Raw genomic sequence first — 24,848 nt, 5'->3', positions numbered from 1 at the left:
AATGGCTTCCCTTATCGATTGGCTGGCCTATCTAACCTACTTCATTGTTCATGGTCTCGGCGGGACGCCGATACCTCCTCTTTTGAAAAGCTCAAGGAGATCGAAAATGGACAAGAACCGTGTCAGAGGCGCAGTCAAGGAAGCAAGCGGTTCCATCAAGGAGGCCGCAGGAAAGCTGACGGGAAACAATCGACTCAAGATGGAGGGGGCAGCCGAGAAGGTCGAAGGCAGGATCCAGGCGAAAGTCGGTAAGGCCAAAGACGCCATCAGGAACGCGCTTCGCTGACGCCAAGCGCGTGCGAAACTTTGCCACCGCGATTTATCGAGGCTTTCGATGCTTTTCCTGGCCAGGTGCCCATCGCCGACGACACCGTCGGGTCGCTACGCAACCTGCGCGGCGATCCGCTGTCTGATCGCTTATGCCGAGGGACTTGAGGATTGTCATATCGATGTTGCCGCCATTGAAGGCGCAATCGTTCTTTCCGGAGTGTCATCGAACGATGAGGCGCGGCAGCGGGCCATTGCAATAGCCGCCGAATATGACCGGACCCGCATCGTCAGCAGCATCACCCTCCGGGCTGATCGCGACCCTTCCAGCCGTCCGCAGATCGAGCGGTCGAATTCCCCCGCGCCGTCCGGGCAGACCGCGGCGCCCAAAACGCCGAAGGAGACGTCATGAAAAAAGTCATTGTAACGGCCGCGGCAATTGCAGTCGCCCTTGGTTCTGTGGCTTTCGCCGCCAGCACCCATTCCAAAAGGCAGTCGACACAGGTGGTGTCCGAGCCGAAGCAAAGGCTCGGAACGCTGTCCTGCGAGGTCGCCGGCGGCGTCGGCATGATCATCGGGTCGAACAAGGCGATCAGCTGCACATTCAAGCAGAGGGCCGGCAGAGTTGAACGCTATACGGGCACGATCGGCAAGCTTGGCATCGATATCGGGGTCACCCGCAGGACCTATATGAGCTGGGTCGTCGTCAATACCGCGCCAACGCGTGTGGGCGACGGTGCCCTGGCCGGCACCTATGTTGGTGCTTCGGCGGGCGCTTCCGTTGGCCTCGGCCTAGGTGCGAATGCTCTCGTTGGCGGCAATTCCAAGAATTTCGCCCTGCAGCCGTTGAGCGCGGAAGCGGGAACCGGCCTGAACGTTGCAGCCGGCGTCTCGCGCCTGCAATTGCAGTCTGCGCGCTGTGGTCCGGAGCGCGTTTAGAAATCACGTCATGCCCGGACGCGACCTGAGAGTAGGGTCGCGTCCGGGCGTATTGTTCAGTCACTTCAAGCGATGTCGAAGCGGTCGGCGTTCATGACCTTGGTCCATGCCGCAACGAAGTCCTGGACGAACTTCTTCTCAGCGTCAGCCTGGCCGTAGACTTCGGCGATCGCGCGCAGCTGCGAGTTGGAGCCAAAGACGAGATCGACGCGCGTCGCGGTCCACTTCACGTCGCCGCTTGCGCGGTCCCGTCCCTCGAAGACGTCCTTGGCATCGGAAACCGCCTTCCACTCCGTGCCCATGTCAAGCAGGTTTACGAAGAAGTCGTTGGTCAGCGTTTCCGGACGCTTGGTGAAGACGCCGTGCTGGCTCTGGCCGACATTGGCGTTCAGCGCACGCAGGCCGCCGACGAGAACCGTCATTTCCGGAGCCGTCAACGTCAGCAGTTGCGCTTTGTCGATCAGCAGCTCTTCGGAAGAGACGGTGTAGGCCCGCCGCTGATAGTTGCGGAAGCCGTCGACGATCGGCTCGAGAACGGCGAAGGCCTCGACATCGGTCTGTTCCTGCGACGCATCGGTGCGGCCGGGAGCGAAGGGTACGACCACATCGTGGCCGGCCTTCTTCGCAGCCTGTTCGATAGCGACCGAGCCGCCGAGAATGATCAGATCGGCAATCGATACCGTCTTGCCGCCGGTCTGGGCATCGTTGAACTTCTTCTGGATGCCTTCCAGCGTTGCAAGCACGGAAGCGAGCTGGGCAGGCTGGTTGGCCTCCCAATCCTTCTGCGGAGCAAGACGGATGCGGGCGCCGTTTGCACCGCCGCGCTTGTCGGAGCCGCGGAAGGTCGAAGCCGAAGCCCAGGCGGTCGAAACCAGCTGCGGGATGGTGAGACCCGATGCGGCAATCTCGGCCTTGAGGGCAGCGACATCGCTGGGATTGATCGATGCGGGACCGGCAGCCGGGATCGGATCCTGCCAGATGAGCTCTTCGCTCGGCACCTCCGGGCCGAGATAACGAGCACGCGGCCCCATGTCGCGATGGGTCAGCTTGAACCATGCGCGGGCGAAGGCATCGGCGAACTCATCCGGATTTTCGAAGAAGCGGCGGGAAATCTTCTCATAGGCCGGGTCGAAGCGCAGGGCGAGGTCGGTCGTCAGCATGGATGGAGCATGCCGCTTGGACTTGTCATGTGCATCCGGGATCGAGCCGGCACCGGCGCCGTGCTTCGGCACCCATTGATGCGCGCCGGCCGGGCTCTTCGTCAGTTCCCATTCGTAGCCGAACAGGTTCCAGAAGAAATTGTTGCTCCACTTGGTCGGCGTCGAGGTCCAGGTGACTTCGAGACCGCTGCCGATCGTGTCGCCGCCCTTGCCGCTGCCGAAGCTGTTCTTCCAGCCGAGGCCCTGTTCTTCGATGCCGGCTGCTTCCGGCTCGGGGCCGACATGGGCCGCATCGCCCGCACCATGGGTCTTGCCGAAGGTGTGGCCGCCGGCAATGAGGGCGACGGTTTCTTCGTCGTTCATGGCCATGCGGGCGAAGGTTTCGCGGATGTCGCGTGCGGCTGCAAGCGGATCCGGATTGCCATTCGGTCCCTCGGGATTGACGTAGATGAGGCCCATCTGCACGGCTGCGAGCGGGTTTTCCAGATCGCGATCGCCGCTGTAGCGCTTGTCGCCGAGCCAGGTGTCTTCCGCGCCCCAGTAGATGTCTTCTTCCGGCTCCCAGACGTCTTCACGACCGCCGCCGAAGCCGAAGGTCTTGAAGCCCATGGATTCCAGAGCGACGTTGCCGGTGAGGATCAGCAGATCGGCCCAGGAGATGCTGTTGCCGTATTTCTGCTTGATCGGCCAGAGCAGGCGGCGAGCCTTATCGAGGTTGACGTTGTCCGGCCAGCTGTTGAGCGGCGCGAAACGCTGCGTGCCGGAGGAGGCGCCGCCGCGGCCGTCGCCGGTGCGGTAGGTGCCGGCGCTGTGCCAGGCCATGCGGATAAAGAGCGGACCGTAGTGACCGAAGTCGGCCGGCCACCACTCCTGCGAATCCGTCATAAGGGCTGACAGATCCTTCTTCAGAGCCTCCAGATCGAGCTTCTTGAATTCCTCGGCGTAGTTGAACGCCTTGCCCATCGGGCTGGATAGCGCCGTGTTCTGGTGAAGAATCCGAAGGTTCAGCTGATTCGGCCACCAGTCGCGGTTCGAACGTGCGGAAACGCTCGTGTTCCCATGCGGAAACGGACACTTGCCGGCAGTTTCGACTTTTGTATCCATGATACTCTCCCTTACGATGATTTGATTTGTGACGACCGGAGAAGGAGCTTTGCCAGTCCGCCGGGGAATGGCCCGGTTCTAAAACGGGTATGGCAGCGACATGTCAGACGCATGAATCTCTCGTTGTTCTGGCCTCGCGTGAAACGGAGACGTGGAAGCAGGCAAAGCTTGGGTCCCCTGCCTTCCGACCGGTCCGTGCATCGATGAACTGAACGCAGTCAATGCTCTCAATATGAGCTTTGCATGACAGGCGGCCGCATCTCATCTCTGCCGCGGCACTATAGCCAAGCCTTTCCATTAATTTAAGTTGGATTTCCTGATTGGCGCGATAAGATGAACTTATGGCAAACTTCACGCTCAAACAGCTTCGCTATTTCGAAGCGCTGGCTCGGCTCGGCCACTTCGGACGTGCCGCCGATCTATGCGCGATCTCCCAGCCCGCCCTGTCGATGCAGATCAAGGAGCTGGAGGAGCAACTCGGCACGGATCTCTTCGAAAGAGGCGCGCGCCAGGTCCGGCTGACCAATTTCGGCGAGGCCTTCGCGATCCGCGTCCGCGACATCCTGCGCTCCGTCGATGAGCTGGGAGATCTTGCCCGCGCATCGCATAATCAGCCGGTGGGGCGGCTGAGGATCGGCATCATCCCCACGGTCGCACCCTATCTGCTGCCGAGCATCATCGGCAACCTCACCCGCATCTATGAGGGGCTGGATATCCATGTGCGCGAGACCCTGACCTCGAAGCTGGTCGAGGAGCTGGAGGAGGGGAGGCTGGATACGGCGATCGTCGCCCTGCCGATCTCCGAAACATCGCTAACGGAAGTGCCGCTGTTTGCGGAAAATTTCGTGCTGGTGCGGCCAAGCGAGGACGAGGGCAAGCCGGTTCCCAACCGCGAGGCGCTTCGCGAAATGCGGCTGCTGCTCCTTGAGGAAGGGCACTGCTTCCGCGATCAGGCTCTTTCCTTCTGCAACATCCATTCAGCCTTGCCGCGGGAACTGATGGACGGCAGTTCGCTGTCGACGCTGGTGCAGATGGTCAGCGCCGGCATCGGCGTCACTCTGATACCTGAGATGGCGGTAGCCGTCGAAACCCGCTCGGCTTCGGTATCGACGGTGCGCTTCCAAAGCCCGCAGCCTTCGCGCACCATCGGCATGATCTGGCGCAGGACAAGCCCTCTCGCCAAGCAGCTTCTGCAGATTTCCGAAGTTGTCCGCGAGGCGGCCGATGTCATGCGCGAGCAGCATGATTCGATCTGGCGCGCGCAAGACCTGGAGCTCGAAGGCCGATTGCAACCGCCGGCTGCTCGCCACCCCGGCTTTGGTGCCGTCGATGACCCGGCTTCACGCCGGTAGGCTCTGCGTTGCGCATTAACGCTGTTGGAAACTTTTCCACAGAAGACGATATTTCAAACGATTGAAAATATTTTAATCGTTTAAATAGTTTAATACCTTGATTTACAAAGAAACTCCTCCATGTCATGCCAATAACGCATGGCAATGGAGGTCGTGATGCAAGAGCTTGAAAGCGTAAGAAATGAAATTCCTACGTATGTGATTGATCGCCTCGAAAATGAGTGGCGGGTAATGCAGACTCAGAATGTGCAGCTGGAAACCGGGCTGGGGACTGAAACGCCTGCAAATACAGCGCCTGCAACGGGCGATAGTCTCGGATCCCTCGATAAGTAGTATTTATAAAGGCAGGAATTGCACCGTGTTCCTAGGTCTTGCGGCGCTATTGAGAGCATCGCATTCCGCCTTTTTCCATGACATCCAGAAAACGGGCCAGCCCCGGCTTATTGCCAGGGCTGTTATTTATCGTGGCGGCGCCGGCTTCATCAGCGATCGAGATAAGAACAGGTTCAGGCGTCGAGATAGCGCTCGGTTAGACGTGCCCACATAGCGGCACCGACGGTGAGGCTTGCATCGGCGAAATCATACTTGGCGCTGTGGAGAATTGCCGAATTCAAGCCATTGCCGAGGCGCAGGAAGCTGCCGGGCTTGTGTTCCAGGTAGTGGGAGAAATCCTCGCTGCCGGGGATAAGGCCGCAGGTGGTGACCTTTTCGGCGCCGACAAGCTCCTCAGCCACCATCCGCGCGAATTCCGTTTCCTTCTCGGAGTTGACGACGACCGGATGACCGTGGGCGTAGTCAATCTCGGCGCTCGCGCCATAGCCATCCGCGATAGAAGCCGTCAGCTTGCGGATACGGGCTTCAAGCAGCTCCCGCACCTTCGGATCGAAGGAGCGGACCGTGAGTAGCATCTTCGCGCTCTCCGGAATGACGTTCGAAGCCTCGCCGGCGTGGATAGCGCCGACCGTCACGACCGCCGTCTGCGTCGGATCGACGCTGCGGGCGACGATCGTCTGCAGACTGACGACGAGGTTGCAGGCGACAACCACCGGGTCGATGGTCAGATGCGGGCGTGAGGCATGGCCGCCCTTGCCTGTGATTGTAATTTCGACCGTATCGGCGGCGGCCATCAGCGGGCCGGAGCGTAACAGCCACGTACCTTCCGCAGCACCCGGATGATTGTGCAGCCCGTAAATGACGTCGAAGGGGAAGCGTTCGAAAAGCCCATCCTTGATCATCGCCGGAGCGCCGCTCACCGCTCCCGCCTCTTCGGCCGGCTGGAAAATCAGGTTCACCGTGCCGTTGAAGCGGCGGGTGCGGGCGAGATATTCGGCAGCCCCCAGGAGCATCGTCGTGTGGCCGTCATGGCCGCAGGCATGCATCTTGCCCGGCACCTTGCTGGCATAGTGTTTGCCGGTCTGCTCGGCAATCGGCAGCGCGTCCATGTCGGCGCGGATTGCAATGCTCTTCTTGCCGGCACCGACCGTCATGCGCGCGACGACGCCGTGGCCGCCGACATTGCGCGTGACTTCATAGCCCCAGGCTTCCAGCTTTTCGGCGACGAAACGCGCCGTTTCCGCCTCCTCGAAAGACAGCTCGGGATGGGCGTGCAGATGCTGGCGGATACCGGTCAGTTCGGCCTTCATCGGCTCGAAATCCGAGAGGCGGGCGAAATCGTTGTCGAGGGTCATGGCTATTCCAATGGTTCGCTTGAGCCGCCATTCGCGCACAATGCGCGCAGGCCCTTGGTGATGGTGCCGCCGCGCTAGATAAAGCGCGACAGGAAGCTTCTGGTGCGGGGATGCTGCGGATTGCCGATCACATCCTCGGGCTTGCCCTGTTCGACGATCTTGCCGCCGTCCATGAAGACCACGCGGTCGGCTGCCTCGCGGGCAAAGCCGATCTCGTGGGTGACGACGATCATCGTGAGGCCCTGTTTGGCAAGGTCGCGCATGGTGGCAAGCACTTCGCCGACCAGCTCTGGATCGAGCGCGGACGTCGGTTCGTCGAAGAGCATCAGCTTCGGCTTGATCGCCAGCGCTCGGGCGATTGCAACGCGCTGCTGCTGGCCGCCGGAGAGTTGCCGAGGGTAATTGTTGGCTTTGGCCGAAAGCCCGACGCGATCAAGCAACGCCAGCGCATTCTCGGTCGCTTGGCGGCGGCTTTCGCCATGGATGCCGATCGGCGCCTCGATGACATTCTGTAGCGCCGTCATGTGCGGATAGAGATTGAACTGCTGGAACACCATCCCGATCTTGCGCCGCTGCAGCGCAATCGCATGGTTGGAGAGCTTGACCAGCCGGCCCTTGTTCAGCCGGTAGCCGATCTGCTCGCCATCCACTTCGATCGAGCCGCGATTGATCGATTCCAGATGGTTGATGCAGCGCAGGAAGGTCGACTTGCCGGAGCCGGAGGGACCGAGGATGACGACGACTTCGCCTGGCGCCACATCGAGGTCGATGCCTTTCAGGACTTCGAGATGTTCGAAGGACTTGTGGACGTTGCGCGCCTGTACCAGCGGCGGCAAATCGGCAACGGTGCTGATTGGTGTGTTCATCGGAGCGTTCATTGGCCCGCCTCCTGTGCCGGCACGAGCGCTGGTGCGCTTTCCGTTACCGCTCTCGTCCCGCCAGTGCGGCGGTCCGACCGGCTGTAGTAGCGCTCGATGTAGCTCTGGCCGATGTTGAGCACGGAGGTGATCAGCAGATACCAGATGACGGCGACGAGCAGCATCGGGACGACTTCGAAGGTGCGGTTGTAGATCGACTGTACGGAATAGAGCAGATCGGCCATGGCGATGACGCTGACGAGCGAGGTCGCCTTGATCATGCTGATGAGCTGGTTGCCCGTTGGCGGCACGATGGAGCGCATGGCCTGCGGGATGATGATGCGGCGCAGGGCCCGGCTTCTCGTCATGCCGAAGGCCTCGGCGGTCTCGAACTGGCCTCTGTCGACCGAAAGCAGGCCGCCGCGGATGATCTCCGCCATGTAGGCAGCCTCGTTCAGCGCCAGGCCGGCGATCGCCGCCGTCATTGGGCTGATGACCGAATTCGTGTCCCAGCTGACGAAGGTCGGGCCGAAGGGGATGCCGATCGACAATGTCGGGAAGAGCGTCGAAAGATTGTACCAGAAGATCAGCTGCACGAGCAGCGGCGTGCCGCGGAAGAACCAGATGAACAGCGAGGCGAGCGTGCTTGCCAGCCTATCCTTCGACATGCGGGCAATCGCCAAAAGCAGGCCAAAGGCGATGCCGAGCGCCATGGCGACGACGGTCAGGCCAAGCGAGACGTAGAGGCCGCTGACGACGACGGGATCGAAGAAGTACTGGGCGACGACATGCCAGCCGAAGTTTTCATTGTGGGCGACCGACCAGGCCCAATAGGCCGCGATCGCAAGGGTAACGATCCAGGCAGCCACACGACCCTTCGGGAACGGTGTGTGGGCGTTCGCCACATCCCGTTCCGACGCATCGCCAGAGGGCGATGCGTTGTTTCTGGAATTCGTACTCATTTCGGCAATGTCCCGCCAAGATTGATACCGGGTTCCTTGATCATGTTGTTCTCAAGGCCCCATTTCCTCATGATGGCGGCATAGGTGCCGTTGTCCATGAGAAGTTTGACGGCATCCTTCAGAATTGGGCCGAGAGGCGAGCCCTTCGGCACGACGGCGCCCTGATAGAGATCCTCGAAACCGTTCTTCTGGCCGACGCCCGTCAGTTCCAGCTGGCCATTCGCCTGCGAGACGAAATAGGTGAGCGGGGCCTGCGAGGAGAAGAAGGCATCGGAGCGCTTGGAGCGGACGGCGAGGATCGAGCTCGGCTGATCGGTGAAGGACTGGACCTCGATCGCGCCCTTGCCGACGGTCTTGCACTTCTCGGCCTGCACCTGGATGACCTTTTCGGCCGAGCCGCCGGCCATGACGGCGATGCGCTGGCCGCAGGCGCTGTCGAGCGAGGCAATGGCTTTCGGGTTGCCCTTCTGGACGGCAAAGACGACGAATTCCTGTACCCAATCGACGAAATCATTGGCCTCTTCGCGGCTCTTGAAGTCGCCGATCGGGCCGAAGGCGAATTGATAGCGGCCGGAATTGATGCCGGCGAGGATGGCGGGCAGGCCGCTGACGCTTTCGTGCTCGATCTTGACGCCAAGCACCTCGCCGATCGCATCGGTCAGATCGGCGCTGGCGCCCGTCAGCTTGGTGCCGGTGACGATTTCATAGGGAGGGAAAGAGCCGTTATTGACGGAAATCATCTTGCCGGATGTGCGGATCGCCTCCGGCAGTTTGGTCTGCAGGTCCTTGTTGACCGAAAGTTTCGGCAGGCTCGCATCCTCGGCGAAGGCAGCACCTGACATCATCAGGCTTGCCAGGGCGACGTAGGTCATTTTCTTCAGCGACATGTTCATTCCCCTTTTTGCTTTGTGTCTCTGATTTCAGGTGGTCGTCAGGCAGCGCTCGTCCGGCTGCCATCAACGTCGAACGGGAAGAGTTCTTCCGGCGTCATCAGCCGCGGCAGGATGCCCTGCACATGCAGCTCCCCGGCGAAATCTGCGATCATCTTGCGGTTGGCGGCATAGCCGCTCGCATCCCACCCTTCGGGCAGCTCGGCTGCCGATTTCAACAGTTCGTCGAGCATGAAGGGCGTGGTGTCGGCATATTTGCGCCGCTTGCTGAGCCACATGCGCTGCGATTCATCGATGAGTGCGCTCAGTTCGCCCATGACCCAGGGATGCTCGGCGACAAATTCCGCCTTGAAACCGATCAAGTGCATACCCGGTACATAGCCCACATCGGCAAAATAGCGATGTTCCGCGGCGCGGAAATCAGGCAGGAGCTGGCGGAAGCCGGAATTGCCGGCGAAATAGCCGTCCGGCATGAATGGCGTGAAGATCGCGTCGAGTTGGCCTTCCTTCAGCAGCTCCATCATCGGCCTTTCGCCAGGTGCTGCCTCAATGCGGCCGGGGCGGCCGAAGCCGTCGAGGCGATCGGTGATCGGATGGGCTTCAGTGAGGCGGCCGGCATACCACATGGCATCTTCGACGCCGACACCTTCGCGCCGTAGTGCTGCCCGAGTCCAGGTATTGCCGGAGTCGCGCCAGCCGGTTACGCCGATGCGCTTGCCGGCGAGCTCGGCAAAGCTTGTGATCGGGCTTTCCTTGGTGGTGATGACGCAGCGATGGCGGAAGCCGCGCATGATGAAATTCGGAATGCCGACGACACTTTCGTCACCGTCGATGCGCATCTGCGTGTAGCGGCTGAAGGACGTTTCCGCCGCGTCATAGGCGTCGCTCTTGCCGACATGCGGGATCAGCGTGCCGACCCGGTCCACTCTAATGTCGAGTTTTGGGGAAGAGACATCGCCCAGGACCAGAGGGGTCATGTAATCCCAGTCACGAAGGGCAAGGCGGAGAGCAAGGGGCATGAAATTCACTCGCAGGAAAACTTGTTTTCTCAACGAGTAAATGTTCAATATAGGTCGATCAAATGTTATTACGTTATTGAACATTAAAAATGGTGCGAAAATGAGCGAAGAGTGGGATGCGAAATGGTTTGCCTCGAAATTGAGCGATCGGACCATTCGCGGCATCGCGCTCGAGACGAGCGCGCTCATCCGAGCCGGTGCCCTACCTGTTGGCACCAAGCTGCCGCCGCTCCGCGACCTGGCCTTTGCCCTTGGTGTGAGCCCGGCTACCCTATCGGAAGCCTGGAGCGAGCTCAGACGCCAGAAGATCATCAGCGGGCGCGGCAGGAATGGCACATGGGTGAGCGGCGACCGCTTCGTCGCCAAGCCGGCACGGCTGGCAAGCGTCGGCGACTACGGTTCCGATGCCCTCAATCTGACGGCAGCCGTTCCCGATGTGCAGCTACTGCCGAAGCTGGAGGCCGCGATGGCCTATGGCGCCTCGGCCGAAAATCTCAACAGCTACGAGCGCAGCCGCATCCTGCCGGAGCTTGAGCGCGAGGTCAGGAAGACATGGCCCTATGAGCCGGAAGCGTTCCTGGCGACCAATGGCGGCTATAATGCCGTCTATACCCTGATCAATGCCTTGGTCATGCCGGGTGCCGCCGTTGCGATCGAGGATCCGACGGGAATGCGGCTTCTCGATATTCTTGAGGATCGGGGCGCCCGCATCATTCCGGTGAAATGTGATGAAGAGGGTCCGCTGCCGGCCTCGCTGGAGGAGGCGCTGAAATATCGCCCGGTCGCCTTCATCTTTCAGCCGCGCATCCATTCCGTCACGGGCCAGAGCGTGAGCCCTGCACGCATGGCAGGGATCGCGGAGATCCTTCGCGACAAGGATACGTTGATCGTCGAAGACGATGGTGTCGCCGACATCTCGATCTCGCCTCGCCATTCCATGGGGCATCTCTTTCCCGATCGGGTCATCCATATCCTGTCATTTTCGAAAACGCATGGGCCGGATCTGCGCCTCGCCGTATTGTCGAGCTCGCGCGCGATCATCGACCAGATCCAATCCTATCGCAGCTTCAGCTCCGGCTGGACCAGCCGCATTCTGCAGGCGGCGGCTGCCTGGTTGCTGCGCGATCCGGCAACGGCATCATGCCTCGATCATGCCCGCAGGACCTATCGGGAACGCCGCGCAGGCCTCATCGATGCGCTTCGCGAGCGCGGCGTCGATGCGTGGCATGGAGAAGGACTATGTGCCTGGGTGCCTGTCTCGTCGGAGCCCTTCGCAATGGTGACGCTTGCCGCCCGGGGCATTGCAGTGCATCCCGGCGCCAAGTTCTCGATCCTGCCCAGCAGCCATTTGCGGGTCGCGACGGCCAAACTCTTGGAGCGGCGCGAATATGTTGCGGATGCCATCGCACTGGCGGCCGTTCACACGTGAAGGGTGGAGCTAATGGCTTGAAGTTGCGCCCAGGCTTTTAGGCGTCTCCCTCCAAGAGGAAGCGTACTTGACGAGGATAGTCGCAAGCCTGGCCGAGATGAGCGAAATGATGGAAATTGCGACGAGATAGATCGCGATGTAGACGGGCTGCGGCAAGTGGATATTACGCATCAGATGCCCGTAGATCTCGGTAAAGCCGCGATGGCACATGTAGATCGGGTAGGAGAGATAGCCGAGAAAGATTCCGAGCCGCTGCAGCCTCTCCGGCAGTTCGAGCATGGTGCCGGCAAGGACGATGAGCGGCGAGATCAGAATGCAGAAGACAAGCGCATATTTCAGCGAATAGGTGGGGAGAAACAGCAAGGCTAAGATCGCCGCGATAGGCAATAGTGCGGCATAGCTGTTCACCGTGCGCCCCAGCACGGTTTTACCTCGAAGCCGATAGATGATCATTCCGAGGGTGAAGGAGAAGAAGACGCGGGCAAGGCCGCCATCCACAGAGTGCCATTCCCAGCCGAGATCGAGCGATTTGTGGAAAAAAACCGAGACGATCAGCATCGCCAGAGATGCGGCGGCAATGAGGATGAGGCTCCGCGTTTTCAGCCTGAACAGCACCAGTGCGAATACCAGATTGGCCAACAGCTCCCAGAACAGCGACCAGGCGGGACCATTCAGCGGGTAGAGCGCCAAGATGTCTCCGGCCGACCGCGTCAGAAAGCTTGGAGAAGGCAGCATCAAGACGGTGGTGAGGATGCTTGCGGCAAGATCGGCCCGCCCGACGCCTGCCGCCTGCCAATGTAGCAGCAATTGCACGAGGCCGTAGACGCTGCCGATCAGGAAGAGCGGATAGAGACGCGCGTATCGTGCCTTCATGAAGGCCAGCACCGTCATGCCGCCATCAAGCTTTTCACCATAGGCCCTGGCGATGACGAAGCCGCTGAGCACGAAGAAGAAATCGACGGCGATATAGGCCGAAGGCGCATAGGGCCTGTCGAGGTGATAGACGACAACGGCGAATGCCGCCAGGCCGCGCATCGCATCCAGGGCGGCATATCTATGTCTCGTCGCATCAGCCGGCATTGATCGAAACCTCGTTGAGCGGAAGGGATTGCGCTTACGCTATCCAGCGGCACGCGCGCCGAAAAATTCGCTTCTCAAATTTCGATCGAGCGGGCGCACCCGCGAAAGATTGCCCAGGAACTGACGGGGACTTGTCAGCACCGACCGGTTCAGGAAATGGGTCCTGATGAGATTGGAGGACTTGCTGTGGGCACCCGCATGGCCGACCCGATAGATCGCGCCGCGGAAAGGCAGCGAGCCGAGCGGCGCGCCGGCGTCTGCAAGCAGCTTGCCGATGCGCACATGGCTGCCGAGCATGGATTTGATATAGTCGATCTCGGCATCCTCGAAGGTCGCCGGCAAACGGTAGAGATCGGAGCGGATGATCAGCGATGTCCCGCAAAAATTGGCGAAGTCGTTGTGATGCATAAGCAGCCGGCCGCCTTCGTTCCAGAGATAGCCGCGGTCGATCTTCCAGCCGTTGGCATCGGGATTTCTAGCGGCGAAATCGACGATATTGGCGCTGACAAAATCATCGTCGTCGACGATCATGAAGAAGCGGGTATCGCGCGCGGACAGCATGCCGCTCAAGACGCGGCGGCCCTTGTCCAGCCGGAACGCATCGTAGACCTTTTCGCGATCGGCACCATCGATGTCGTGGAGCTGGTTCGGCGGGAAGGTCACGCGTTCCGCCGTAAAATTCGGCGGCAGATCCGGCAGATCTGCGCCTTCATTGGCGACGACTACGCCGCGCCAGTTTTTGTTGGACTGCCCGGCGATCGATGCGATCGTTTGCGACAGGCGTCGTTTGAGCGCCGGCCAATCATTGGAATTGGCCTGATGGCGAACGGGAATGATGAACGTGACCAGTGTCATGAGGCGCCTTTCCGACTTGGTATTCTATCGCGGGATCGAATGAGCGTTGTTTCCGTCCTTATTCGCGATGGCGGCTACTATGCCTTCGCGCGACGGCCTTGCAGCGTCGTCCGCACGAGGAAGAGGACCCTTTCCTTGCATAAGAGAAGGATGAGGGCCGAATAGGCGAGGCCACCGACCAGGACTTCGCAGACGAGGCGTTCCGCAAGGGGCCGGTCGATCAGCGCCGACGAGATTGCCAAGACGGCGACAAGCATGCCGAGATAAGCAGCGATAGGTCTTAGGAACTGGCCGAAATATTCCAGAATGCTGAGGCCGATCAATCGCGACACCATCCACAGCGTCACCGGCCAGAGCATCACCACTCCGAGCATGAGTCCGAAGACGACGGTTGTCACCCCATATTGGTGAAGAACGAGCACGGTGAGGATTGAGACGATGTTGCGCACCAGCTGATAGTAGAACCACCAGTCGGATCTGCCCTGGCTGGTAATCAAGGAAGCCTGGATGATGCCGATGCCGGCCATCAGGCCGATGACGCAGAAGAAGCGAACCGGCCAAACGGCGGCAGCCCAGTGCGGCCCGAAGATCAGCGGAATGGCATCGTCGGCGACCGCTGCAAGCCCCATGAAGGCCGGAAAGGACACTAGCGAGCACCCGAAGGTCGCCATGAGGAAGGCTTCACGCACTTTGTCCTTATCATGCTGCAGTGAGGAGAGCAGCACGTGGCTGACCGAATTCAGCCCGCCCGCCACGACATTGTTGAGCATCTCGTAGAGCCGCCGGGCGAAATTATAGATACCGAGAGCAGCCGGGCTTACCAGCGTGCCGATGATCAGCTGGTCGAGATTCATGGTCTGGAGGAAGCGGTTGCCCGAGGCGAAGATGCCGTAATGCAGCAGTTCGCGCAAGCTCGAGAGCTTTACCCTGAAGCCAGGCAGCCATTTCGCACCCCAGAAAGCGGCGATGCAAGCGGCGGCCGGTGCTGCGATTTGGGCAATCGCAAGCGCCCACAGGCCGAAACCGGCGAAAACCAGCGAAAGACAGATGATCGCCGAAACAGAGGTGGCGATCGCGGTGCGGGCCGCAGCAAGATGGAAGGACATCGTGCGGCCGATCAGGGCATTGGGCACGATGATCATCATGTCGAAGAAGATTTTCAGGCCGATGATCAGCAGCAGTTTGACGATATCGTCATGTCCTAGCCAATGGGCGAGAAACGGCGAAAGCAGAAACAGCGCGGCATAGAGGATGGCTGCAGAGACGAAGGATAGCCAGAAGACCGTATCGAGATGGCTGCGCCGAATGGATTTCTGCTGGATCAGCGCCTCGCCGAAGGCCGTCGGGCCGAAGCCGGAGGCGAAACTGACGATGGCGAAGGCGAGCGCTACCAGGCCGAAATCCTGCGGCAGAAGGAAACGGGAGGTGACGACGAAGACAAGGCTGTTGAGTGCCGTCGGGATAAGCGTATCCAGCGCCGACCAGAAAGCGCCCCTCAATGCGGCCCGTGACCGGTTTTCGCTTAAGTGTTCAAAGACGACTTCATCCGCTTCGGACGCTAGCAATCGCATACCTCGCCGTTTTAGATCTGCAGCGGATGCCGGAGATCCGGCGCCCGCCATTGCCGCTTCGCCATCGTTTGATAGAGCAGGACGGCGTGTTGGATGCTTGATCTAGGCCAGCCCCTCGATTTGTCTAGGGAGAATTGTTGCATTGCAACATTGCGTTGCTGAAAGTGATCTCGCGATCAAGGCAAACGCGAATTTTATCTGTTCAGAGCGGCGAAAAGCGCCGCCTTCACTGCGCGGCCGAGCGGACTCTTGGCTCGTCCCATTCGATTTCGGGAGCAGCATCGGCTTCATCCAGAGGCTCGTTCATCTCGTAAAGATAGCCTTCGAGCATGTCGCAGGCGCGTTCGTTGGCGCCGATCTTGGCTTCCGTTTCGCTGATGGCGGTGGCGATCGCCTTGATGCGGGCGCGCAGCATGTGTCCGACCACGTCCTTGCCGGGGCGCTTGCCGAGCCGGTCGAGATGAAGGCCGATGCGATTGGAGTGTCGCTCGAGCTCGCTCTTGCTGAAATTCGCCTTGCGAATTTCTTCCAGAAGGCTCGCTCGCATCTTGGCGACCGGATCGAATGTGCCGGGTTCCCGCTCGTCCAGCACTATCTCGGTAATCAGCTTTTCGATGGCGACCAGCGCCTGCAAGTCGACGGCATCGGTCAGTTCGACGTCATAGCCGGTATCGTCGAACACCTTGCGGCGAACGGGGTCGAGAAGAAGCTCGTAGGCCTTCTGCAGCTGCGCGAAAGCGTCGGTATCGCCGCCGGAATCCGGATGGGCTGCCTTCGCGCGCTTGCGATAAGCCGCCTTGATCTGCTCTTCGCCCGCATCGCGCGCAACGCCGAGAATATCGTATGGATCAGTCACTCCAACTCCTGCCGCCGCTTGTTCCTGTTTTAAGGCCTGGCCGCTGATATCGCCCGCGCGGTTTAAATGTCCCGCCTGGCCGTTTCAATCGGCTCCGGCGCTATTTGTACCATCACAAAGGCAGAGTTTGGACAAAAAGAGTCCTATGTCAAAGGCGAGCAGCCTCTTCTGTGGAAATTCAGCATCTCAAATCGTTCGGTCGAGCGCGACTGCTTGAGCCGGCAGAGTTGACAATGGTCAGCCTTGTGGAACGTCGGCGTCTTTTGGTGACATAACGGCAATCGGCCCGCTTCGTCGACGGAAGCGGGCCGATCATTCACTGCCTCAGATGCTTACGCCGCCGAGAACGGCACGGCGACGAAGGTCTTGTTGCCGTCGCGCTCGATCAGAAGCAGCACGGACTTGCGACCATCCTTGCCGGCCTTGGCGACGGCCGTCTGCACCTCATGGGCGTTATGCACCGGCTGGTCGTTGACCGAGACGATAATGTCGCCGGTCTGGATGCCGGCCGCAGCGGCGGGCTTGTCCGGATTGACACTGGCAACGACGGCGCCCTCGACGCCATGCGGCAGATTCAGCTGCTCACGCACATCCGGTGTGAGGTTGGCAAGGCCGACACCGATGCTTGGCTGGTTGGACGGTTGCACCTTGCCGTCGCCAGCGTCGTTGGCAGCCTGCTTGCTGTCGTCATTGCCGCCGATGGTGACATTGACGTCCATGCTCTTGCCGTCGCGCCACAGTGTGACCGAACGCTTGTCGCCGGGAGAAAGATCGGCGACCAACCGCGACAGATCCTTCGGCGTCTTGACGGCCTCGTTGCCGACGGCGGTAACGATGTCGCCGCTCTTGATGCCGGCGCGTGCGGCTGGCGTATCGTCATTGACGCTGGCAACGAGCGCACCCTGGGTCTGCGAGAGGCCCATGGCATTGGCGATATCCGAGGTCACCGGCTGGATGGCGACGCCTAGATAGCCGTGATCGATCGAGCCGTTCTTCTCGAGCTTGGCGACGATCGCCTTGGCCTCGTCGGAGGGAATGGCAAAGCCGACGCCGACGCTGCCGCCATTCGGCGAGTAAATAGCGGTGTTGATACCGACCACATTGCCTTCGCGGTCAACCAGCGGCCCGCCGGAGTTGCCGTGGTTGATGGGCGCATCGATCTGGATGAAATCGTCATAGGGGCCGCTGTGCAGGTCGCGACCGCGGGCCGAGACGATGCCGGCGGTAACGGTCGTGCCGATGCCGAAGGGGTTGCCAATCGCCAGAATCTGGTCGCCAAGCTTCAGCTTGTCGGAATCACCCCAGGCGATTGTGGCGAGCGGCTTCGGCGCGTTGATCTTCAGGACGGCAAGATCGGATTTAGCATCGGCACCCAAAAGCTTGGCAGGCAGCTCGGTGCCGTCATCGAGCGTCACCTTGATGTCGACCGCATTCTGAATGACGTGGTTGTTGGTGACGATGACGCCGTCCGGGCTGATGATAAAGCCGGAGCCGAGCGCCATGGCGCGCTGGTTCTGTTGCTGGTGCGGCATCTGCTTCGGGAACGGGATGCCCTGATTTTCGAAGAATTGCCGGAACTGCTCGTCCATCGGCGAATTGCTTTCGGCGCTGGTGTCGGTCGCCTTCATGGTGGTGGTGACGGTGACGACGGCCGGTTTATCGGCGTCGACGATCGGAGCGAAGGAGCCGCCGGGCGCGATGATGCCGGCCGGCTCTGCCGCCGAGGCGAGGGTTGCGGATGTGCTGAAGGCAAAAGGCAATGCGCCGGCGCCGACGATGATAGCGGCACCGACGATGGCGGCTGTGCGATGTTTGCGGAGAAGAGAAGGCATGGCAAAAGTCCCTTGCGAGATCGTTGGCGGTTTGGCGGCCCGTCCATATCGGGGATGGGCTGCGATTGGTCCGCGTCAATTTTGCGAGCGACTTCGTTTCCCATTTTTTACTACGGGAAGCAAAGTATAGATTTGAATTGGCGCTTGGTGTTAATATGATCCGCAAATTAACTTTTACAAATTAAATATTGATCATGTTTTTATTGCAAAATTTTAAGATATTACATGAATTTAATGTTGGGCGGCCGGAAATTTTCCATATTCAAAGCTGCGCTGCCGGCCAACGCTTGAGGGCCTCTGTTCCAAGCTCCGTCAGCGCGTAGATGCCGCGGTCGATGCGCTCGAACCAGCCATAGACATTATCCCTTAGAATTTGTGGGGCCTTCGGTGCCGCTTCGCGCATATCCTTAGGGCGCTGCACGCCGTTTTCGATAGCGGCGGCGCAGGCAAGGGCCTGTTGGCGGTAGGCGGTCATGATCGGCTTGCGGGTGCTGCCGCCGAGTGCCGGGTCACCCTTGCGCCGGCGATGTTCCTCGACAAGGCGCGATCTGCGCCGTGTGTTCTTGCGCGGCATTGGCGCGATGGGGCTGACGACGATATCCACGACGTCGTTGTCCGATACGGCGAGCATGCCAAAGCCCAGCCGGCGGCACAAGTCGCGGAACCGGCGATCGCCTTCCCGGCCCTTTCCCTTCTTCGAGACGCGGGCGGCGATCCAAACTTCATCGCTGGCAGCTGCGCGATCCACCGCCTGCAGGATGAGTTCGAGATTAAAGGTCATCTTCAGTTCGCAGATGACCACGACCGGCGGCTCGCCATCAGTCACTCCAACGAGGTCGCAGCCGCCGATTTCGCCTTTCACCGCATAGCCGGCGGCTTCGAGAAATGACTTGATGGGGAGATAGAGCGCCGTTTCCAAATCCGCCTCCGGGCTTTGCATGTCCGGACAAGGTTAGCCGATTCGGTTAACCAGACGGTCGATAAAGGTGCGAAGCGGGTCTTGCTGCAAAGGCGAATATTGCAGGCGTGTGAAAAAAAAAGGGCCGATGGCGAGGCCCCTCTCACGGGTAGCTTACGCCTTGAAATCCAGCTTGACGTCGCAGGCGCCGATCGAAGCCGGCAACAACGGCTTGCGGATGCGCTGCCCGAATTGCCGCTTGAAACCGAAGATATTGCCGATGAGGCTCTTGGTATAGAGGCCGGGGCCGCTCGAATAGATGCGCCAGCCGCCATCGACGGCGATATCGCCTGCCTTGACGCGCGCCCATTCCGCGGAAGCCTGATAGCGGTCGTCGAAGGTCGCATCGCTGCTGCTGAAATAGGTATTGCGCTGGCGCAGCGACGCATGTTCCACCCGGCCGCTGACTGCGATCGGGTTGGCAAGTGCCAGTGCTGCCCATACGGCCTCTGCATCGTCTTCAAGCGCCAGGGCTTCGCAGTATCGCAGATGCGCATGCACATACATGAGTCCGATCTCGCGGCCGAAGAACGACGAGGATTCGGCACGCCGGAAGAGCTTTTCTGGGCCGCCGGAATAGGTCGCCGGCTTTTCCATCAATCGGACGCCATCCGGGAACAGCAGGTTCTCGCGGATGATCTTCATATGGACATGGCGCTGATCGGGCGTGAACAGGCCGCCGATCATCGGCTGCGTCATCGCGATCAGCGAATAATGCAGGCCCGTGCGCGTATCCTCTGGATGCAGAAGCAATTCGACGCCGTCATGGCTCGGATCGAAGACGCCATAACCGGCAACGATGCCGTCACGCATCAGGAGCCGGTTGAAATCGGCGCGCATGGCGACCGCAGTCGCTTGAAGCGACTGCGCTTCCTCATTGCGGCTGGCAAGCGTCAGGATATTGGCGTAGCGCACCAGCTGCTCGTAAAGAAGTGAAACGGTCCAGCTGCTGACCATCCAATCGCGCAGATGCGGGTCGGCCGGCTGCAGGCTGTCGTTCCAGTCGCCCTCGCCGTAGCGGATGAGGCTCGTGCCCGGCACGAAGCGGCTGCGTACGGTGTTCAGCAGTTTTTCGATGTGATCGGAGATCGTCGCGCGTTCCGACGTCAGCTGCATGGTGTCGTCGGCACGCCACGGCACGGTTTCTGCAAGGAAAGCGATGTCGCCGGTCGCCTCGATATAGTCGCAGAGCGCCTTCAGCGGCCAGACGACGATATCGCCGTGAGCCTCGCCGGCGCGGATGTTGGCATAGGGCTCCAGCATGAACCATTGCGGCCAGTCGCCGCGATCGCGATACTGCTCGGAAAAGAGCGTTGAAAGGATCTGCCGGACTTCTTCGTCATGCTCGTAGGAAAGCAGGAACTCGATCGGCCCCTGGCAGACGTCCCGCGTGCCCCAGGCAGCACCCGTATATTGTTCGAGCCCGTGCGGCACGCTCAAATGCACGATGGCATCATGCGCGATCCAGGGCAGCATGACCGCCTGTGCCGCCACATCGCGGCCATCGCCCTCGATGCGCGCGCTTCGCGTTACATGGCTCCAGAAACGTTGCGCGGGTGCGAGCATCTCTTCGCTCTCGACACCGGCGCTGTAGCGCGCGGCAAGCGCTTCCGCCGCATCCGGATCGGTCATCGAGCCCGTGACGGCAAAGCGTAGTGCCTTCGTCGGGCGCGATTTCAGGGCGATGAACGGGCCGTTGCGGGTGGTGCCATCGGTATAAAGCAGCTCATCGCCGCCAACGGTTTCGAAGGCATCCGGGGTCGACGTGACGAGGTGATAGCCGGCCTTCGGGTAGCGATCCCAGAGCCAGGACGGCTGCGGCCGGAAGGAGATGCGCTTGCCTACCGTATCGATTGCGATGTTCGCCACGGCCTCATAGTCTCGCTCGCCAAGCACGACATAGCCGAAGACGAGGAAACGGCAGGGTTCGCCCTCCACCGAAACGCTCCATTGCATGGCCGGATCGTCGCCAGAGGCGATTGCCGAAACGATGATGGTGCGACCGGGGAGCTTGTAGATCCACCTGGTATCGCTGAGCCCCATTTCGAAGGCGGCGGGCACGCCGAGCAGGCGCCAGCCGTCGCCAAGGTCGACGAGAATGCGCAGGCCGCTCGATCGCGTCATATTGTAGGGATCGCGCGAGACCGAGAACAGCTTGTGGAAGGAGGTGTTGCCGATGGTCAGCTGCGCGGCGAAGATGCCCTGCATCCAGCAGGTGGCAGCCAGCGTCTGGTCATCGAGCAGCATATTCTGGCCGCTGCGAACGATGGCGCCGTGGCGGCGAGCCACCAGGCGTTCCTTTTCCTGGAGCACGATGTGCCTGTTATGCACTCCATCCGGCACGAAGAAGGAGAGCAGTTTTCCATCGGCCCGCTCCTCCAACATCCGCTTCGGATAAAGCGTGTCGATGGCGGCCTGATCCAGGCTGCCGCTCTCAGCAAGAGGGGCATCCTGCACGAGACTGCGTGCCGATTGAGCGGTAGCAATCGTATCGATCGCCAATTCGCCCTGAAGTTTCGGCAGGCCATCGAGATGGGTAAGGTCGGCATCGCTGGAAGCAGCCGGATGATCGGCGATGAAGAGGCCGAAGAAGGTCGTTGTGGTTGATGCACCTGCTGCTAGGGAAAGCGGCTTCGACTGAATTGTCGGGCAGGCGACCTCATGCTGGCGGCGCGTGCTCGGCAGGCTGGCGCCGAAATCCGGCACCATGACGCCATCATTGCTCTTGGGGGGCACGAGCAGCTGGATTGCATCTGTCGCGTAAGCGGCCGCACCTTCGAGGCAACCCTGCGCAAGCCACGGATTTCGCCCGCCGCCCTGCTTGAGGTTTTGTCGATTCATGATGACAGGGCCGAAGGCGGCATGGCTGGCGATGTGATGGTCGATATATTGTGAGGCATAGGCCTCGCTGTTCATCAGGAAGCCGCGATCGCCGAGGCCGACATCCTGAACGAGGATGAGATCAGCCGAAAGCATCGCGTTGGTGCTGTTTTCCAGCGAAATTTGCCAGAACCATGCGGTCTGGCTCGGATGCAGCCGGAGGCTGACGGTGTGTCGTACGCCTTCCGTTTCGCCGCTCCAGGAAAAGCCGCTCTTGCCATGGCCGAACTCTACCGTGGCTTTCGGGCCGACGATTTCGGCCGTCGCCGGCTTACGCCCGCCGATGCGCAGATAGAGCCGGCCAATACCGCCATACACAGGCGATCCGAGCACCTGATTGATCATAACGCCGCCCTGCTGGTCGGCAAAGTCGATCGAAAACAGTGTGCCGTTCGGCAGCGCCGAAGCCGAAAGACCGGCGGTATTGGCGAGCGTGATAAGGCCAAGTTCTTCGCGGCGGGGCGTTTGAAAGCTGCGATTGGTGTCCGAGGACATAAGCGTGATCTCGCTGATTCATGGATCGGATGAGGGGCACTAGATCACAAGGCGGCGCCCGATCATAGGAGGCAATTCGCCATTCACCAGCGCAATCTTTTGTGACGGCCTACGGAAAATACAGGCGCCGATCCGGCGCAATGCGCCGGATCTTTTCTGTGGGAGAGCACCCGGTGTCAGTGGTGCGGGTGCTCCGCAACCTGGTTGGCCGTGCGTATAACAGCCGAAAGATCGGCATCGTCGAAGGCTTCCTTGGAAATGCCTTTGACCTTGAACGTTCTGCTTTCGCCAGGCGCGAGATTGACCAGCATGTCGTCGACTTCGGCATTCGGACTGATGCGATCGACGAACAGGCAGACATCACGCAGGAAGGACTGCGCCGTGATGGTGATAGCAATCTCGTCCGGCGTCTGGACGCTTTCGATATCGAAGCGGGGCTGCGGATATTGCAGCTGCATGTCCTTCTCGAAGAACCACCAGGCTTCCGCATCGCCGAGGCGAGCGCGCAGATATTCGCGGCGCGGATCGCCCGGGGTCGCGACCTCGGACGGGATGTCGATATCGGTATTTTCGAAGCGATCGCAGAGGATGCGCCAGACGTGGTGACGGGCGAGCAGCTTGCCGGTGAAATCGAAACGCTCGACCGTGAAGGGCACGCGCCAGAACAGGGTCGCGTCGTTGACGGCAACGGCGGCCAGCCCATCGCCGCGTGGCTGAATGGTGAGGAGATGCGGCGCATAGCTATGCTTCAAGGCATACCACAGCGGCTTCTTCCTGCCAGCGCCATCGACGGCCGCCCAGGAGGTGACCGGCCAGCAATCGTTGAGCTGCCAGACGATGGTGCCCATGCAGGTCGGCCGATGCGAGCGCATATGGTCGATGCCGTAGCTGATTGCGCGCGCCTGGTTCAGCTGCGTGACGAAGAGCCAGTCGTCGAAATTTTGCGGGTGGGGAAACCAGCCTTCCAGCCCCTGTAGAAGCTTGTCATTGCCGCCGGTTGCCTTCTGGTGATGCAGGACCGCGGGGGAGGCCGGGGCGCGATCCTTCTCGCGAACGGATTGGGCAAGTGTTGCGAAGGTCGGCGGCGCCTGCCAGCCGAATTCGGAGCAGAAGCGCGGGATATAATTGCGGTAGGTCTCGTAGCCCACCTCGTTCCACACATCCCAGATATGCCTGCAGCCGTGCTCATCGGCATTCGGCGCGATCTCCATCGAGCCGGAATAGGGGCTGCCTGGCCAATAAGGACGGGTCGGATCGATCTCGGCCACCAGCTTCGGCAGGAGGTCGAGGTAGTAGCCGGCGCCCCAGGGGCGATTGCCCAGCACGTCCTGCCAGCCCCAGTCGAAATAGCCCCAGATATTCTCGTTATTGCCGTTCCAAATGACCAGCGAAGCGTAAGGCATGAGCCTTGTGATCGCCTCGCGCGCTTCCGCCTCGATCTCGCTGTAGACCGGCTCTTCTTCGGGATAGGTGGCGCAGGCAAACAGGAAATCCTGCCAGACCATGATGCCGGCGGCATCGCATTCCTCGTAGAACGTATCGGTCTCATAGATGCCGCCGCCCCACACGCGCAGCATATTCATATTGGCATCCCGGGCCTGGGCGATCCGCTCGCGATAGCGTTCGCGTGTCACGCGCGGCAGGAAGCAATCGTCGGGAATCCAGTTGGCGCCGCGGGCAAAGACCGGCACATCGTTGACGACGAGGGTGAAGGCGGAGCCGACTTCGTCGGGCGTCGTATCCAACCGCACGGAGCGGAAGCCGACGCGCCGCTTCCAGCCGTCAAGCGCCGCACCATCCGAGCCGAGCAACTGCAGGTCGAGATCGTAAAGCGGCTGACCGCCCATGCCGTGCGGCCACCAGACCTGCGGATTGTCGATGCGGCATTCGATCAGCGCGTGGGTCTCCCCCTGCGCGACGCGCACTTCCGCGCGCTTGCCGCCGACGGAGAGCACGAGCGCCACGCTATCCGTGCCCTTGTCGGCCCATTCGATTTCGACATGCAGGCGCGCGACGCCCTGGCTGCCTTGCAGGGTGATTTCCGGGCGGATGCTGCCGAGACGGGCCTTCGACCAGCTCTCGATCAGGATCGGCTTCCAGATGCCCGAAGTGACGACGGTCGGGCCCCAGTCCCAGCCGAAGTTGCAGGCCATCTTGCGGATGAGATTGCTTGGGCCGGGATAGTTCTGGGGAATATCGGCGGCGCTGCCCAGCTGCTTGCGGACTTCCTCGCCATGTTCATAGGCGGATTGGAAATCGACGATCAGCTCGTTGCGGCCGCTTTTCAGATGATCGCTGATGCCAAAGCGGTAGCTGCGATGCATGTTGCGGGTTTCGCCAAGCAAACTGCCGTTCAGTTCCAGGCGCGCGGCAGTGTCGAGGCCGAGGCAGGAAAGATCGATGCGCTCGGCGTCCTCGCCGTCCCAGTCGAAGGCCAGACGATAACGCCAGGCGGCGCGGCCGATCCAGTCCTGCGAGATTTCGTTGACGTCGAGATAGGGATCGGTGATCAGCTGCGCCGCCATCAGGTCGAGATGAACGTTGCCCGGCACGGTCGCGGGAATCGAATTGGGCAGGGCCGGTGCGCTGGAGGGCGCGCGAAGGCGCGAGATGGTCCAGCCGGTGTCGAGCGTCTGTCTTTTCATGTCATGTAT

20 protein-coding genes are annotated in these 24,848 nt (G+C 60.8%); 6 read left to right on the top strand and 14 right to left on the bottom strand.

Annotation, left to right across the window (positions count from 1 at the left end):
- Window positions 1–106: 106 nt before the first annotated feature.
- Genes JJQ51_RS11655 through JJQ51_RS11645 form a run of 3 tightly spaced genes read left to right on the top strand, consistent with a single transcriptional unit; the run spans window position 107 to window position 1,206 of the window.
- A complete protein-coding gene (locus JJQ51_RS11655) occupies window positions 107–286 on the top strand; it encodes a CsbD family protein (RefSeq protein WP_269244748.1) in 180 nt (59 codons plus the stop codon).
- Window positions 287–334: 48 nt separating this feature from the next.
- Entirely contained in the window at window positions 335–679 is a 345-nt protein-coding gene (locus tag JJQ51_RS11650) for a BON domain-containing protein (RefSeq protein WP_269244747.1), read from the top strand.
- On the top strand, window positions 676–1,206 hold the full coding sequence (locus JJQ51_RS11645; RefSeq protein WP_269244746.1) for a DUF992 domain-containing protein: 531 nt from the start codon (window positions 676–678) through the stop codon (window positions 1,204–1,206). The genes JJQ51_RS11650 and JJQ51_RS11645 overlap by 4 nt, the downstream gene beginning before the upstream one ends.
- Before the next feature lie 65 nt (window positions 1,207–1,271).
- Here the strand turns inward: JJQ51_RS11645 and katG are convergent, their stop codons facing one another.
- Window positions 1,272–3,470, bottom strand: a complete 2,199-nt coding sequence (katG, locus tag JJQ51_RS11640) for a catalase/peroxidase HPI (protein WP_269244745.1) — start codon at window positions 3,468–3,470, stop codon at window positions 1,272–1,274.
- A 341-nt stretch (window positions 3,471–3,811) separates the two neighbouring features.
- Between katG and JJQ51_RS11635 the strand changes: the two genes are divergently transcribed.
- Window positions 3,812–4,822, top strand: coding sequence for a hydrogen peroxide-inducible genes activator (locus JJQ51_RS11635; protein WP_269244744.1), 1,011 nt, complete (start codon window positions 3,812–3,814; stop codon window positions 4,820–4,822).
- Window positions 4,823–4,978: 156 nt separating this feature from the next.
- A complete protein-coding gene (locus JJQ51_RS11630) occupies window positions 4,979–5,155 on the top strand; it encodes a hypothetical protein (protein ID WP_168192593.1) in 177 nt (58 codons plus the stop codon).
- Between the two features lie 173 nt (window positions 5,156–5,328).
- Here JJQ51_RS11630 and JJQ51_RS11625 read toward each other — a convergent pair whose 3' ends face one another.
- From JJQ51_RS11625 to JJQ51_RS11605, 5 genes are all read right to left on the bottom strand, one after another.
- Window positions 5,329–6,510, bottom strand: coding sequence for a M20 aminoacylase family protein (locus tag JJQ51_RS11625; RefSeq protein WP_269244743.1), 1,182 nt, complete (start codon window positions 6,508–6,510; stop codon window positions 5,329–5,331).
- Window positions 6,511–6,584: 74 nt separating this feature from the next.
- Entirely contained in the window at window positions 6,585–7,388 is an 804-nt protein-coding gene (locus JJQ51_RS11620; RefSeq protein ID WP_269244742.1) for an amino acid ABC transporter ATP-binding protein, read from the bottom strand.
- The gene (locus JJQ51_RS11615) at window positions 7,385–8,329 is read right to left on the bottom strand and encodes an amino acid ABC transporter permease (RefSeq protein WP_269244741.1); all 945 of its coding nucleotides are present in this window, start codon (window positions 8,327–8,329) and stop codon (window positions 7,385–7,387) included. Before JJQ51_RS11615 ends, JJQ51_RS11620 begins: the two co-directional genes overlap by 4 nt.
- Window positions 8,326–9,216: an ABC transporter substrate-binding protein gene (locus JJQ51_RS11610; protein ID WP_269244740.1), complete on the bottom strand. Its 891-nt coding sequence runs from the start codon at window positions 9,214–9,216 to the stop codon at window positions 8,326–8,328. Before JJQ51_RS11610 ends, JJQ51_RS11615 begins: the two co-directional genes overlap by 4 nt.
- 44 nt (window positions 9,217–9,260) lie before the next feature.
- Window positions 9,261–10,238, bottom strand: a complete 978-nt coding sequence (locus tag JJQ51_RS11605) for an ABC transporter substrate-binding protein (protein WP_269244739.1) — start codon at window positions 10,236–10,238, stop codon at window positions 9,261–9,263.
- A gap of 100 nt (window positions 10,239–10,338) precedes the next feature.
- Here JJQ51_RS11605 and JJQ51_RS11600 point away from each other — a divergent pair, with 100 nt between their 5' ends.
- The gene (locus JJQ51_RS11600) at window positions 10,339–11,667 is read left to right on the top strand and encodes an aminotransferase-like domain-containing protein (protein ID WP_113350554.1); all 1,329 of its coding nucleotides are present in this window, start codon (window positions 10,339–10,341) and stop codon (window positions 11,665–11,667) included.
- A gap of 9 nt (window positions 11,668–11,676) precedes the next feature.
- On the opposite strand, the gene JJQ51_RS11595 is transcribed toward JJQ51_RS11600, so the two are convergent.
- The 8 genes from JJQ51_RS11595 to JJQ51_RS11560 all read right to left on the bottom strand — a co-directional run bounded on the left by JJQ51_RS11595 (window position 11,677) and on the right by JJQ51_RS11560 (window position 24,839).
- Entirely contained in the window at window positions 11,677–12,747 is a 1,071-nt protein-coding gene (locus JJQ51_RS11595) for an acyltransferase family protein (protein WP_145633981.1), read from the bottom strand.
- A gap of 39 nt (window positions 12,748–12,786) precedes the next feature.
- Complete coding sequence (locus JJQ51_RS11590; protein WP_113350552.1) at window positions 12,787–13,602, bottom strand: galactosyl transferase; 816 nt, start codon at window positions 13,600–13,602, stop codon at window positions 12,787–12,789.
- Window positions 13,603–13,679: 77 nt separating this feature from the next.
- Window positions 13,680–15,173, bottom strand: a complete 1,494-nt coding sequence (locus tag JJQ51_RS11585; RefSeq protein WP_145633983.1) for a lipopolysaccharide biosynthesis protein — start codon at window positions 15,171–15,173, stop codon at window positions 13,680–13,682.
- A 226-nt stretch (window positions 15,174–15,399) separates the two neighbouring features.
- The gene (locus JJQ51_RS11580) at window positions 15,400–16,029 is read right to left on the bottom strand and encodes a DnaJ domain-containing protein (RefSeq protein WP_113329703.1); all 630 of its coding nucleotides are present in this window, start codon (window positions 16,027–16,029) and stop codon (window positions 15,400–15,402) included.
- 332 nt (window positions 16,030–16,361) lie between these two features.
- Window positions 16,362–17,861: a DegQ family serine endoprotease gene (locus JJQ51_RS11575; protein ID WP_113329704.1), complete on the bottom strand. Its 1,500-nt coding sequence runs from the start codon at window positions 17,859–17,861 to the stop codon at window positions 16,362–16,364.
- Window positions 17,862–18,123: 262 nt separating this feature from the next.
- Window positions 18,124–18,780 carry a DUF2161 domain-containing phosphodiesterase gene (locus JJQ51_RS11570; RefSeq protein WP_113350550.1) on the bottom strand — a complete coding sequence of 219 codons (657 nt, stop codon included), beginning with the start codon at window positions 18,778–18,780 and terminating at the stop codon, window positions 18,124–18,126.
- A gap of 153 nt (window positions 18,781–18,933) precedes the next feature.
- Window positions 18,934–22,194 carry a GH36-type glycosyl hydrolase domain-containing protein gene (locus JJQ51_RS11565; protein WP_145633987.1) on the bottom strand — a complete coding sequence of 1,087 codons (3,261 nt, stop codon included), beginning with the start codon at window positions 22,192–22,194 and terminating at the stop codon, window positions 18,934–18,936.
- A 176-nt stretch (window positions 22,195–22,370) separates the two neighbouring features.
- Entirely contained in the window at window positions 22,371–24,839 is a 2,469-nt protein-coding gene (locus tag JJQ51_RS11560) for a glycoside hydrolase family 2 protein (RefSeq protein WP_145633990.1), read from the bottom strand.
- Window positions 24,840–24,848: the final 9 nt, after the last annotated feature.

Origin of the sequence: Rhizobium sp. AG207R (genome assembly GCF_027109195.1) — a bacterium.
GTDB lineage: Bacteria > Pseudomonadota > Alphaproteobacteria > Rhizobiales > Rhizobiaceae > Rhizobium > Rhizobium dioscoreae.
The sequence above is the reverse complement of the archived record's forward strand: the minus strand, read 5'-3'. Positions and strand labels throughout refer to the sequence as shown.